This is a genomic window from Pseudomonas sp. WT-JTC, from assembly GCF_056711565.1.
Genome location: NZ_CM160042.1, coordinates 6,399,018 through 6,411,878, shown reverse-complemented (window position 1 = coordinate 6,411,878; position 12,861 = coordinate 6,399,018). Strand labels below are relative to the sequence as shown.

Below are 12,861 nucleotides of genomic sequence, written 5' to 3'. Positions count from 1 at the left end.
AACGCGCAGTGTTCAAAGCCTTGATCCAGCACAGCAAAGCAAGCGGCCGCTATGCGGCCAATCGCGGGCAAGCCCGCTCCCTCAGGATCTCGGTTGAAGCACTATTGTGTGCTCGACGCAAAACCTGTGGGAGCGGGCTTGCCCGCGAAGGCGGCCTCCAAGGCACTGAAGATCTGTCAGCCCGCCGCTTCAACCGTCCCGATGAAGTTCGCCAGCTCAGCCGTCTGCGGATTGGCGAACAACACCTTCGGGTCGCCCGTTTCATGCACCTTGCCCAGGTGCATGAACACCAACTTGTCCCCAACCTCCCGGGCGAAGCGCATTTCGTGGGTGACCATGATCAGCGTCATGCCTTCCCTGGCCAGTTGCCGGACCACGCTCAGCACTTCGTTGACCAGCTCCGGGTCCAGGGCCGAGGTGATTTCGTCGCACAGCAGCACCTTCGGCGACATCGCCAGGGCGCGGGCAATCGCCACCCGCTGTTGCTGGCCGCCGGACAGTCGATCCGGAAAGGCATCGAACTTTTCGCCCAGCCCGACCCGTTCCAGCATCTGCCGCGCCAGTTCGGCGGCCTTGGCCTTGGGCACTTTCTGCACCACTTGCGGCGCGAGCATCACGTTTTCGCCAACCGTCAGGTGTGGGAACAGGTTGAACTGCTGGAACACCATGCCGACTTTCTGCCGCAGGCTGCGCAGGTCGGCGCGAGCGGCGTCGAGGTACTCGCCGTCGACTTCGATCACGCCGTCGTTGATCGACTCCAGGCCGTTGAGGGTGCGCAGCAGGGTGGACTTGCCCGAGCCGCTGCGGCCGATGATCGCCACCACCTGGCCTTCCTTGACGCTCAGGTCGATGCCTTTGAGCACATGGTGATCGCCGTAGTATTTATGCAGGGCGGAAATTCTAAGCAGAGGCATGCAGTCTCCTTTCCAGGTAGCGCGCACTGAGGGACAGGGGGTAGCAGAGCAGGAAGTAGCCGAGGGCGACGAGGCCGTAGACCATGAAGGGTTCGAAGGTCGCATTGGCGAGCATGCCGCCGGTCTTGGTCAGCTCGGTGAAACCGATGATCGAGGTCACGGCGGTGCCTTTGACCACTTGCACCGAGAAGCCCACGGTCGGCGCGACGGCAATGCGCAAGGCCTGCGGCAGGATCACATGGCGCAGTTGTTCCAGCGGATTGAGCGCCAGGCTCGATGAGGCTTCCCACTGGCCATTGGGGATCGACTCGACGCAACCGCGCCAGATCTCCGCCAGATAAGCGCTGGTGAACAGCGTCAACGCGATCGCCGCCGCCATCCACGGTGAAATCTCCAACCCGGCCAGCGCCACACCAAAAAACACCAGAAACAGCTGCATCAACAGCGGCGTGCCCTGAAACAGCTCGATGTAGGTGCGCGCAAAGCTGCGTGGCAGGGATTGATCCGAGATGCGCATGACCATGATCAGCAAGCCGATCAGCCCGCCGCCAATGAAAGCCACCAACGACAGCGCCAGCGTCCATTGCAGGCCGGTGAGCAGGTTGCGCACGATGTCCCAGAAGGTGAAATCACTCATCGGCCGCTCCTTGCGATGAACCGCTGGCCGATCCAGTTCAGGAACTGGCGGATCAGTAGCGCCATGCACAGGTACAGCAGCGTGGTCAGGGCGTAGGTTTCAAAAGCGCGGAAGTTGCGCGATTGAATGAAGTTGGCCGCGAAACTCAGCTCTTCGGTGGCGATCTGTGAACACACCGCCGAGCCGAGCATGACGATGATGATCTGGCTGCTCAGGGCCGGCCAGACTTTGCCCAGTGCCGGCAGCAGCACGACATGGCGGAATGCCTCGAAGCGCGTCATCGCCAGTGCCGCCGCGGCTTCCAGCTGACCCCGGGGGATCGCCTGGATACCGGCACGGATGATCTCGGTCGAATAGGCGCCGAGGTTGATCACCATCGCCAGCACCGCTGCCTGCCATTCGGAGATCTGCACGCCCAGTGACGGCAAGCCGAAGAAGATGAAAAACAGCTGCACCAGAAATGGCGTGTTGCGGATCAACTCGACGTAGACCGCAAAAAAACCCGCGAAAGGCCGAATGTTCCACGCCCGCACCAGCGCCCCGACGATGCCAAGGCCCACACCGAGCACGGCGCCGATGGCTGTCAGCTCAAGGGTGAACAACGCACCGCGCAGCAACAGATCGGTGTTGTGCACCACCGGCAGGAAATCGAACTGATAAGCCATAAAACGTCTCCAGCGCGCCGAATCAGAGATCAGCCGGCAGCGGTTCTTTCAGCCAGGTCAGGGAGTTCTTTTCCAGCGCGCCGTCGCTCCTGGCGGTCACGAGAATCTGGTTGACCTTATCCAGCAGCTGCGGCTCGTTCTTGTTCACGCCCACGTAGACAGGCGAATCCTTGAGCTTCACTTTCAGCGCCGGCACACGTTTCGGGTTCTTCTCGCTGATCGCGACCATCACTACGTTGCCGCTGGCGATCAGGTCGACTTGCCCGGCCAGGTACGCGGCGATGGTCGAGTTGTTGTCTTCGAAGCGCTTTATGGTCACGCCTTCGGGAGCGACCTTGGTCAGCTCGATGTCTTCAATCGCGCCACGGGTGACGCTGATGGTTTTGCCCTTGAGATCGTCCAGACTCTTGATGTCAGCGTCTGGCGGACCGAACACCGCGAGGTAGAACGGCGCATAGGCACGGGAGAAGTCGATGACCTTCTCGCGCTCCGGGTTTTTGCCGAGGCTGGAAATCACCAGGTCGACCTTGCCGGTGGTGAGGAACGGGATGCGGTTGGTGCTGTTGACCGGCGTCAGTTCGAGTTTGACCTTGAGCTGCTCGGCCAGCAGTTTCGCGGTGTCGATATCGAGGCCGCGGGGTTTCATGTCCGGGCCGACCGAGCCAAAGGGCGGGAAGTCCTGGGGCACGGCAACCTTGAGGACGCCGCGCTTGACCACGTCTTCCAGGCCGTCGGCGTGGGCGGGTGCCTGGCTCAGCATCAGGCTGGCAAACAGGGCTGCGAGGAGGGCGCTGTAACGCTGGGTCATGGCAAATCTCCGAATCGGCAAGAAGTGATTTCTGCGGATCGACAGAGCATGGGGCATGCCAACTTGGGGTTTTGGGGGCGCCAGAGTGCGGTTTTACTGGCGTCGGATGGTCTTACTGGTCTGAACAGTCAAGTTGCGTTTCGCACCCCGATAGCGCAGCCGGGAATATCGCCGAACCCCCATGGGGCACGACTTGCCGGGGACCGTGAATAGCTTTACAACTGAGCGCACTTTGGCCTGGTTCGTCTGGAAAACCATGAATTCGATCTCCCGCGCCGTACCCGAAGTGGCGCTACAAGCCATTCGCAAACTGATTACCGAGCAGGGCTTCGGACCGGGTGACGCCTTGCCCTCGCAACGGGACCTGGCGCTGCAACTGGGCGTAAGCCGGGCTTCCTTGCGCGAGGCGTTGTCGTCCCTGAGTGCGTTGGGCGTCGTCAGCATTCAGCCGGGTAAAGGTGTATTCGTTCAGGCGCCGGTGGAGCTGCCGCGAGGCGAAGCGGTGCCGGGCTGGCCGTTCGCGGCGCAGGCTTCGCCGCTGGATATCTTCCAGTTGCGTTATGCGCTGGAGGGGTTTGCCGCGGGGCTGGCGGCCGTGACCTTGAGCACCGAAGAACTGGATGCGCTGGAGGACAATGTCGCCGCCATGCGCAACGAACTGAAAGCCGCTGATTTCGAAGCGGCGGCGCGCCTGGACTTCGAATTCCACCGGCGCATCCTGCTGGCCAGCGGCAATCAGGCAATGTTGAGTATCCTCACCGCCAGCGCCGATATCTTCCTGGAAAGCCAGAAACTACCGTTCATCCGGGCCGAACGAGCCATGGAAACCTGGCAGGAGCACCGCAAGATCCTTCGCGCACTGGCTCGCCGAGCCTCTGGCGCCGCGCAAAAGGCCATGCAAGAGCATGTGCGCAACGCGGCGTTGCGCACCGGAATCGCCTTCGTCGCTCCCGCCCCGGCGTAACCCGCGCTATATCCAAACTCATGGAACACCATAGCGAGACTCAATCAACTGCACCTTCCTGAACGAGGGAAGGGCAGCTATGATGGGCCACGTTTTTTTGCTTACAACCCTGGAGAATTCCATGAGCAGCGATCTTATCAAACACGTTAGCGACGCTAGCTTCGAGGCCGACGTACTCAAGGCTGAAGGCGCTGTACTGGTCGATTACTGGGCTGAATGGTGCGGCCCTTGCAAAATGATCGCTCCTGTCCTGGACGAAATTGCCGAGACCTACAAAGGCAAGCTGACCGTTGCCAAGCTGAACATCGACGAAAACCAGGAAACCCCGGCCAAGCATGGTGTGCGCGGTATCCCGACCCTGATGCTGTTCAAGAACGGCAACGTTGAAGCGACCAAGGTCGGCGCACTGTCGAAGTCGCAACTGGCTGCTTTCCTCGACGCCAACATTTAAGCGTCGTTGCAAGTGTCTTGAAAAAAGCCCCGCAAATAGCGGGGCTTTTTGCGTATACAGGGCTAGACGCTCCTGATACTCAGGTGGTACATTCGGCCCCGCATTGGTTTCTCCATTGCCCCCTGCTAGCCGTCGCCGACGCACTCCTTTTCGAATAAGTACGCGATCCTGTCGCCTTCTCCGCGGCGCGGCCTCATTAAGCCAAAAGCTTAATTTCCCCCCTCCATAAATGATTACGTCATTCCTATATGAATCTGACTGAACTCAAGCAAAAGCCGATTACCGAACTGCTCGAATTGGCCGAACAGATGGGCATAGAAAATATGGCCCGTTCGCGCAAGCAGGACGTGATTTTCTCCCTGCTCAAGAAGCACGCGAAAAGCGGTGAGGAAATCTCCGGTGATGGCGTGCTGGAGATTCTCCAGGACGGCTTCGGCTTCCTGCGCTCCGCTGACGCTTCCTATCTCGCAGGTCCGGACGATATCTACGTCTCGCCGAGCCAGATCCGTCGTTTCAACTTGCGCACCGGTGACACCATCGTTGGCAAGATCCGCCCTCCAAAGGAAGGCGAGCGTTATTTCGCGCTGCTCAAGGTCGACACGATCAACTTCGACCGTCCGGAAAACGCGAAAAACAAGATTCTCTTCGAGAACCTGACCCCGCTGTTCCCGACCGTGCGCATGAAGATGGAAGCCGGTAACGGTTCCACCGAAGACCTGACCGGTCGTGTTATCGACCTGTGTGCCCCGATCGGTAAAGGCCAGCGCGGTCTGATCGTTGCTCCGCCGAAAGCCGGCAAGACGATCATGCTGCAGAACATTGCCGCGAACATCGCGCGTAACAATCCTGAAGTTCACCTGATCGTGCTGCTGATCGACGAACGTCCGGAAGAAGTAACCGAAATGCAGCGCACCGTGCGCGGCGAAGTGGTTGCCTCGACGTTCGACGAGCCGCCGACCCGCCACGTGCAGGTTGCCGAAATGGTGATCGAGAAGGCCAAGCGCCTGGTCGAGCACAAGAAGGACGTGGTGATCCTGCTCGACTCCATCACCCGTCTGGCGCGTGCCTACAACACCGTGATCCCGAGCTCCGGCAAGGTACTGACCGGTGGTGTCGATGCCCACGCCCTGGAGAAGCCGAAGCGTTTCTTCGGCGCCGCGCGGAACATCGAAGAAGGCGGCTCGCTGACCATCATCGCCACCGCGCTGGTTGAAACCGGCTCGAAGATGGACGAAGTGATCTACGAGGAATTCAAGGGCACGGGCAACATGGAACTGCCGCTGGATCGCCGTATCGCTGAAAAACGCGTCTTCCCGGCCATCAACATCAACCGTTCCGGTACCCGCCGCGAAGAGTTGCTGACCGCCGACGACGAGCTGCAGCGCATGTGGATCCTGCGCAAGCTGCTGCACCCGATGGATGAAGTCGCTGCCATCGAGTTCCTGGTCGACAAGCTGAAAACGACCAAGACCAACGATGAGTTCTTCCTGTCGATGAAACGCAAGTAAGTCGAACAGGCACGAAAAGCCGGGGAAACCCGGCTTTTTGCTATCTGATTTTTGATCAAATGCCAGTTCGTGGTTCTGAATAGAGGGCTTCGGCGCTAAACTGCCTGCCCCCGAACGCCACGGCCAACACGAGGCTCACGCATGCAGTATCGCGACTTGCGCGACTTTATCAGCGGGCTGGAAAAGCGCGGTGAACTCAAGCGCATTCAGGTTCCGGTGTCCCCAGTGCTCGAAATGACCGAGGTCTGCGACCGCACCTTGCGCGCCAAGGGCCCGGCCCTGCTTTTCGAAAACCCTACCGGTTATGACATTCCCGTGCTCGGCAACCTGTTCGGCACACCCGAGCGCGTCGCGCTGGGCATGGGTGCCGAAGCGGTCAGCGAGCTGCGCGAGATCGGCAAGCTGCTGGCGTTCCTCAAGGAACCCGAGCCGCCGAAAGGCCTGAAGGATGCCTGGTCCAAGCTGCCGATCTTCCGCAAGATCATTTCGATGGCGCCGAAAGTCGTCAAGGATGCGGTGTGCCAGGAAGTGGTCATCGAAGGCGACGACGTCGACCTGGCCATGTTGCCGGTGCAGACCTGCTGGCCGGGCGATGTCGGTCCGCTGATCACCTGGGGCCTGACCGTCACCAAAGGCCCGAACAAGGATCGCCAGAACCTCGGCATCTATCGTCAGCAAGTGATCGGCCGCAACAAGGTCATCATGCGCTGGCTGAGCCACCGTGGCGGCGCGCTGGATTTTCGCGAGTGGTGCGAGAAGCATCCCGGCCAGCCGTTCCCGGTATCGGTCGCGCTGGGCGCCGACCCGGCGACCATCCTCGGTGCCGTGACCCCGGTGCCCGACAGCCTCTCCGAATACGCCTTTGCCGGCCTGTTGCGCGGTAACCGCACCGAGCTGGTGAAGTGCCGCGGTAACGACCTGCAGGTACCGGCCACCGCCGAAATCATCCTCGAAGGTGTGATCCATCCGGGCGAGATGGCCGATGAAGGCCCGTACGGCGACCACACCGGTTACTACAACGAAGTCGACAGCTTCCCGGTGTTCACCGTCGAGCGCATCACCCACCGGATCAAACCGATCTACCACAGCACCTACACCGGTCGTCCACCGGATGAGCCGGCGATCCTCGGCGTGGCGTTGAACGAAGTGTTCGTGCCGATCCTGCAGAAGCAGTTCCCGGAAATCACCGATTTCTACCTGCCGCCCGAAGGTTGCTCGTACCGCATGGCCGTGGTGACCATGAAAAAGTCGTATCCCGGCCATGCCAAGCGGGTAATGCTCGGTGTCTGGTCGTTTTTGCGACAGTTCATGTACACCAAGTTCGTTATCGTCACCGACGACGATATCAACGCCCGGGACTGGAACGACGTGATCTGGGCCATCACCACGCGCATGGACCCCAAGCGCGACACGGTGATGATCGACAACACGCCGATCGACTACCTGGACTTCGCTTCGCCGGTGTCCGGCCTGGGTTCGAAAATGGGCCTCGATGCCACGCATAAATGGCCGGGCGAAACCACCCGTGAATGGGGTCGGGTCATCGTCAAGGACGATGCCGTGACCCAGCGGATCGATGCCATCTGGAATCAGTTAGGAATAGATTGATGCGTGTAACCTTGCAGCCTTCCGGAGCAGTGCTTGAGATATTGCCCGGCGAGCGGATTCTCGATGGTGCGCGACGATTGGGCTACGAATGCCCGCAAAGTTGCCGTAACGGCAATTGCCACGTGTGCGCGGCGCTGCTGGTGGAAGGGCGGGTCGAGCAGGCTGGCGATGTGCGCGACCATGGTGAGTTCTACACTTGCATAGCGGAGCCGCTGGAAGACTGCATCGTGCTGTGGGATGGCGTGCTCGCGCTGGGAGAACTGCCGGTGCGCAGCTTGTCGTGTCAGGTCATTGAGTGCAGGGACGTGGGCGGCGACACCTGGCGCGTGCGTCTGCGGGCTCCGGCCGGCAAACCGCCGCGCTACCACGCCGGTCAGTACCTGATGATCGAACGCGAGAACGGCGAAAAGTCGGCTTTCTCCCTCGCCTCGGCACCGCATGCGGGGCGTGACCTGGAAATCCATGTACTGGCGCGTGAATCCAGTGCGCTGAGCCTGATCGAACAGCTTCAGCGCAACAGCATGGTGCGGGTCGAGTTGCCGTTTGGCGATACCCACCTGGCAGAGTTGCCGGACGGTCCTCTCGTGCTGATCGCCGCCGGCACCGGCATGGGCCAGATCCACGGCCTGATCGAACATTGCCGGGCCTCGGGTTTCAAGCATCCGGTGCACTTGTATTGGGGCGTGCGTCGTCCTGAAGACTTTTATCAAGTCGAACATTGGGATGAGTGGCTGAAATTGTCCAACCTGTTCCTGCACAAGGTCGTCAGCGATCAATGCGGCTGGAAGGGGCGTTGTGGCATGTTGCATGAAGCGGTGTGTGAGGATTTCCCTGATCTCAAGCCGCTGCATGTGTACGCCAGTGGTTCTCCGGCCATGGTCTACGGCACGCTGGATGCGCTGGTCGAGGCAGGGATGGACGCCCACCAGATGCGCGCCGACGTATTTGCCTACGCCCCTAGATCCTGATCTGCCCCCCCGTACTTGTAGGAGCGAGCATGCTCGCGATGGACTCAAGAACGCTGCGGGCAGCCTGACTTCCCGCATAATCGTTAACGACCATCGCGAGCGAGCTCGCTCCTACAGGTATATAACCCGCTATATAGCCCATCGGTATTTATAAAAATGTATAAATGTCGGTAGGTTATATCTCGTTCAAGTGATTAATTAAGAACTGCGCCAAGGCACTTAAATTACTTGAAAACATATGTGCCTTATTGTTTCGGCGGTGCGTTCTATTTAGTAACTGTTTACTCGCGGGGAGCTGAACGCTATTCGCCATGAGCGCCATCGAATCTGCTTTTTTGAATCTGGCTTACCCTCCACGGCTCGATCTGGGGCCGCAGCTCACTCACGAACAATTGCTCAGCTCGATGCAATCGACCATGGCCCGCCACAAGGGTGGGCCGGTGTGGCTGTTTGCCTACGGGTCGCTGATCTGGCGGCCTGAATGCACGGCGGTTGAACGGGTTCGTGGCCGGGTGCATGGCTATCATCGCGGGTTGTACCTGTGGTCCCACGAACATCGCGGCACGCCGGAAATGCCCGGTCTGGTGTTTGGCCTGGATCGCGGCGGTTCTTGCAGCGGTTTCGCCTATCGCTTGCCCGAAGAACAACTCGAGGCGTCGCTATACGCACTTTGGCAGCGCGAGATGCCGTTTCCTTCCTACCGCCCGCACTGGCTTAACTGCCGTCTCGAAGACGGCAGCCAGGTACAGGCCTTGGGTTTTGTGCTGGAGCGACATCTGCCCAGCTATGCCGGCAACCTGCCGGATCATGTGCTGAGCCATGTGTTTGAAAACGCTTGCGGGCGCTATGGCACCACCCGCGATTATGTCGAGCAAACGGCTCACGCCCTGCGCAGCCACGCCATGCCAGACCGGAATCTGGAGGCGCGGCTCAAGCGCTGTAAATCAAAGGCCGATCATGCGAGCGCTTCGCGCCCCTGACTGGCGATTTGTTTGTGCCGTAGCGTCGGGGCCAGGAAGGCCATCGCCAGCAGGCAGGCGCCGACCAGCAGCACGAAGCCGCCGTCCCAACCGAAATGGTCCACGGTGTAGCCCATGGCTGCACTGGCCGCGACCGAGCCGCCCAGATAACCGAACAGACCGGTAAAGCCCGCCGCCGTACCCGCAGCTTTCTTCGGTGCCAGTTCCAGCGCCTGCAGGCCGATCAGCATTACCGGGCCGTAGATCAGGAAGCCGATGGAAAGCAACGCGATCATGTCGACCATCGGATTACCGGCCGGGTTGAGCCAGTAAACCAGCGTCGCGACAGTCACCAGCGCCATGAACACCATGCCGGTCAGACCGCGGTTGCCACGGAAGATCTTGTCCGACATCCAGCCGCACAGCAGCGTGCCCGGGATACCTGCCCACTCGTAGAAGAAATACGCCCACGAAGTTTTGTCTACGGTGAAACCCTTGGCTTCCTTGAGATAGGTTGGCGCCCAGTCCAGCACGCCGTAGCGCAGCAGATAGACAAACACGTTGGCCAAGGCGATGTACCAGAGCATTTTGTTGCGCAGCACATATTTGACGAAGATTTCCTTGGCGCTGAATTCCTCTTCGTGGCTGGCGTCGTAGCCTTCCGGGTAGTCGTTCTTGTACTGCTCGATCGGCGGCAGGCCAACCGATTGCGGGGTGTCGCGCATGGTCACAAAGGCAAACACCGCTACCGCCAGTGCCACTGCTGCCGGCACGTAGAACGCGGCGTGCCAGTCATTGAACAGGCCCATGCCGATCAGGAACAGCGGGCCGATCAGGCCGCCGCCGACGTTGTGTGCCACGTTCCACACGGAAACCACGCCGCCACGCTCCTTCTGCGACCACCAGTGCACCATGGTCCGGCCACTCGGTGGCCAACCCATGCCCTGTGCCCAGCCGTTGATGAACAGCAGAATGAACATCATGGTCACGCTGGACGTCGCCCAAGGCGCGAAACCGAAAATGAACATCACCCCGGCCGAAACCAGCAGGCCGAACGGCAGGAAGAAGCGCGGATTGGAGCGGTCGGACACCAGGCCCATCAGGAACTTCGACAGGCCGTAGGCAATCGCGATGGCGGACATCGCCAGACCCAACTGACCACGGGAGTAGCCCTCATCGATCAGGTACGGCATGGCCAGGGAGAAGTTCTTGCGCAGCAGGTAGTAACCCGCGTAGCCAAAGAAGATACCGGCGAAGATCTGCCAGCGCAGGCGTCGGTAGGTGCTGTCTATTTTTTCTTCAGGCAATGGAGCCTGATGTGCGGCAGGACGAAAGAAAGCAAACATTCAAGAGCTCCAGATTTCTTGTTTTGACTGCGGATGCGAATATTACAGTTTCGTTACCGAAAATAGCACCGCTTCTCATTGGCAAAACAGGGGAGATGTTGGATATCGCGCGTTCCTTTATGAACATGTCGCTCAGATGTAAGTGAGGGGCGTTGTAGGAAGCGTTACCCGTTTTCGTATTGAGGACTTGGTGTACCGAAAATTGGGCAGTTTTTTGGGAAAGGTCCTTCGTTCAATGCGGAAGTCATGGCGTTATGCCGGACGACTGCGCCCCGTAACCTTTGCGCTGTTGCCAGGTCTGGCATTACAGACGAAGGGAGAGGGATATGCGGTGGTGGTTGTGTGGGGTTTTGTTGCTGGTCTGCGCGGATGTCAGGGCCGGGGAGGTGTTCCTGATACCCGAGAATAATCCGAAGCCGGTGTACCCGGTGGAGCTTTACCGCGCCGGTGTCATCGGCATGGTGCGTGTCAGCCTGACCGTGCAGGCCGATGGTTCTGTCAGCAAGGTTGTGATTGCCGAAGATACGCATCCCGGACTCGGTGAGGCTTCATTGGCCGCAGTCAGCCAATGGCGGTTCAAGCCATGGAGGATCACCGACGATCAGCCGGCGAAAGTCGTCGTAATCGCACCAATGGATTACAGACTGGACCGGGATCAACCCATCCACATCAACAAGACGCTGGAACGGCTGAAATGTGGTGATATCGGACGGGCAGCGCTGAACATCGCTGACACTTCGTGGGTAGACCTGCCGGTATTCAGATGGACCCGCAGTTACCTGGCGCACTCCCTTTCGCCGACGCAATTGCCGGAGGAGAAACGACTGGCGCTGATTGCCAGGCTCAATAAAAGCATCCCTTTGATAGTCAGGCGTTGTAATACTTATCCCGCGAGCCGATACGTGCGGTTTCTTCCGGAAGAGATAGCGACTCTGTTTTGACGAAAAAGCGCGGCAGCGTGGCCGCGCTTTTTTGCAGATAGGGACTCAGCGAACCTGCACCACCACTTTCCCGACCGCTTTACGCTGGCCAAGATCATTGATCGCTTGCGCCGCATTGCCCAGCGGATAGACCTGCGACACCAGTGGCTTCAACTTGCCTTCGGCAAACCAGCCGAACAGCTGCTGGAAGTTTGCTGCGTTGTCCTGTGGCTGGCGCTGGGCGAAGGAGCCCCAGAACACGCCGAGCACTGCGGCACCCTTGAGCAGCGCGAGGTTCACCGGCAGTTCGGGAATGCGCCCGCTGGCGAAGCCGACCACCAGCAGGCGGCCGTTCCAGGCGATGGCACGGATGGCCTGGTCGAACAGGTCGCCGCCCACCGGGTCGTAGATTACGTCGGCACCCTGGCCGTCGGTCAGGCGCTTGATTTCGTCCTTGAGGCTGGTTTCGCTGTAGTTGATCAGTTCATCGGCGCCGGCGGCCTTGGCCACGGCGAGTTTTTCCGCGCTGCTGGCCGCGGCAATCACCCGGGCGCCCATGGCTTTGCCGATTTCCACTGCGGCCAGGCCGACACCGCCGGAGGCGCCAAGCACCAGCAGGGTTTCGCCCGGTTGCAGGTTGCCGCGCTGCTTGAGGGCGTGCATCGAGGTGCCGTAGGTCATGCTGAAGGCGGCGGCGGTGTTGAAGTCCATGGACGGCGGGATCGGCAGCACGTTGTAGCCCGGCACGGCGACCTGTTCGGCAAAGCTGCCCCAGCCGGTCAGGGCCATGACCCGGTCACCGACTTTCAAGTGGCTGACTTTTTCACCCACGACGCTGACCACGCCTGACGCTTCGCCACCCGGAGAGAACGGGAAGGGCGGCTTGAACTGGTATTTGCCCTCGATGATCAACGTGTCGGGGAAATTGACCCCGGCGGCGTGCACGTCCAGCAGGATTTCATTCTTCTTCGCGACAGGACTGGCGACGTCTTCCAGCACCAGCGATTCGGCAGGGCCGAAGGCTTTGCACAGCACGGCTTTCATCAGGGCTATTCCTTTGGGAGTGATGGCCGATAAGTGTAGGTGTGTGGGTCGATGGGTCAACGAGCATGC

Annotated in this window: 13 protein-coding genes; 7 read left to right on the top strand and 6 right to left on the bottom strand. The window is 60.0% G+C overall.

Features of this window, described 5'->3' with window-relative positions:
- Positions 1-176: 176 nt before the first annotated feature.
- From AC06G5_RS29215 to AC06G5_RS29200, 4 genes are read right to left on the bottom strand one after another with little or no spacing between them, the layout of a single operon-like run.
- Positions 177-914, bottom strand: a complete 738-nt coding sequence (locus tag AC06G5_RS29215) for an amino acid ABC transporter ATP-binding protein (RefSeq protein ID WP_480458679.1) — start codon at positions 912-914, stop codon at positions 177-179.
- Positions 901-1,551, bottom strand: a complete 651-nt coding sequence (locus tag AC06G5_RS29210) for an amino acid ABC transporter permease (protein ID WP_413703828.1) — start codon at positions 1,549-1,551, stop codon at positions 901-903. The genes AC06G5_RS29215 and AC06G5_RS29210 overlap by 14 nt, the downstream gene beginning before the upstream one ends.
- On the bottom strand, positions 1,548-2,216 hold the full coding sequence (locus AC06G5_RS29205) for an amino acid ABC transporter permease (protein WP_480458675.1): 669 nt from the start codon (positions 2,214-2,216) through the stop codon (positions 1,548-1,550). Before AC06G5_RS29205 ends, AC06G5_RS29210 begins: the two co-directional genes overlap by 4 nt.
- Before the next feature lie 22 nt (positions 2,217-2,238).
- Positions 2,239-3,024: a transporter substrate-binding domain-containing protein gene (locus AC06G5_RS29200; protein WP_413426483.1), complete on the bottom strand. Its 786-nt coding sequence runs from the start codon at positions 3,022-3,024 to the stop codon at positions 2,239-2,241.
- 256 nt (positions 3,025-3,280) lie between these two features.
- Between AC06G5_RS29200 and AC06G5_RS29195 the strand changes: the two genes are divergently transcribed.
- From AC06G5_RS29195 to AC06G5_RS29170, 6 genes are all read left to right on the top strand, one after another.
- Positions 3,281-3,988 carry a FadR/GntR family transcriptional regulator gene (locus tag AC06G5_RS29195; protein WP_480458674.1) on the top strand — a complete coding sequence of 236 codons (708 nt, stop codon included), beginning with the start codon at positions 3,281-3,283 and terminating at the stop codon, positions 3,986-3,988.
- 121 nt (positions 3,989-4,109) lie between these two features.
- Positions 4,110-4,439, top strand: a complete 330-nt coding sequence (gene trxA, locus AC06G5_RS29190) for a thioredoxin TrxA (RefSeq protein ID WP_003206727.1) — start codon at positions 4,110-4,112, stop codon at positions 4,437-4,439.
- Positions 4,440-4,687: 248 nt separating this feature from the next.
- Entirely contained in the window at positions 4,688-5,947 is a 1,260-nt protein-coding gene (gene rho / locus AC06G5_RS29185; RefSeq protein ID WP_003206716.1) for a transcription termination factor Rho, read from the top strand.
- A 141-nt stretch (positions 5,948-6,088) separates the two neighbouring features.
- Positions 6,089-7,555, top strand: a complete 1,467-nt coding sequence (ubiD, locus tag AC06G5_RS29180; RefSeq protein WP_008015451.1) for a 4-hydroxy-3-polyprenylbenzoate decarboxylase — start codon at positions 6,089-6,091, stop codon at positions 7,553-7,555.
- Positions 7,555-8,523 (top strand): CDP-6-deoxy-delta-3,4-glucoseen reductase, encoded by a 969-nt coding sequence (locus AC06G5_RS29175; protein WP_413426488.1) that lies wholly within the window; start codon positions 7,555-7,557, stop codon positions 8,521-8,523. The genes ubiD and AC06G5_RS29175 overlap by 1 nt, the downstream gene beginning before the upstream one ends.
- A 311-nt stretch (positions 8,524-8,834) precedes the next feature.
- The gene (locus AC06G5_RS29170; RefSeq protein ID WP_057398738.1) at positions 8,835-9,503 is read left to right on the top strand and encodes a gamma-glutamylcyclotransferase; all 669 of its coding nucleotides are present in this window, start codon (positions 8,835-8,837) and stop codon (positions 9,501-9,503) included.
- Here the strand turns inward: AC06G5_RS29170 and glpT are convergent.
- Positions 9,479-10,828, bottom strand: a complete 1,350-nt coding sequence (glpT, locus tag AC06G5_RS29165) for a glycerol-3-phosphate transporter (protein WP_413426490.1) — start codon at positions 10,826-10,828, stop codon at positions 9,479-9,481. The two genes, AC06G5_RS29170 and glpT, sit on opposite strands and share 25 nt — an antisense overlap.
- Positions 10,829-11,154: 326 nt before the next feature.
- Between glpT and AC06G5_RS29160 the strand changes: the two genes are divergently transcribed.
- The gene (locus AC06G5_RS29160) at positions 11,155-11,769 is read left to right on the top strand and encodes an energy transducer TonB (protein ID WP_413426492.1); all 615 of its coding nucleotides are present in this window, start codon (positions 11,155-11,157) and stop codon (positions 11,767-11,769) included.
- Between the two features lie 45 nt (positions 11,770-11,814).
- On the opposite strand, the gene AC06G5_RS29155 is transcribed toward AC06G5_RS29160, so the two are convergent.
- Entirely contained in the window at positions 11,815-12,792 is a 978-nt protein-coding gene (locus AC06G5_RS29155; RefSeq protein ID WP_413426494.1) for an NADPH:quinone oxidoreductase family protein, read from the bottom strand.
- Between the last annotated feature and the right edge of the window lie 69 nt (positions 12,793-12,861).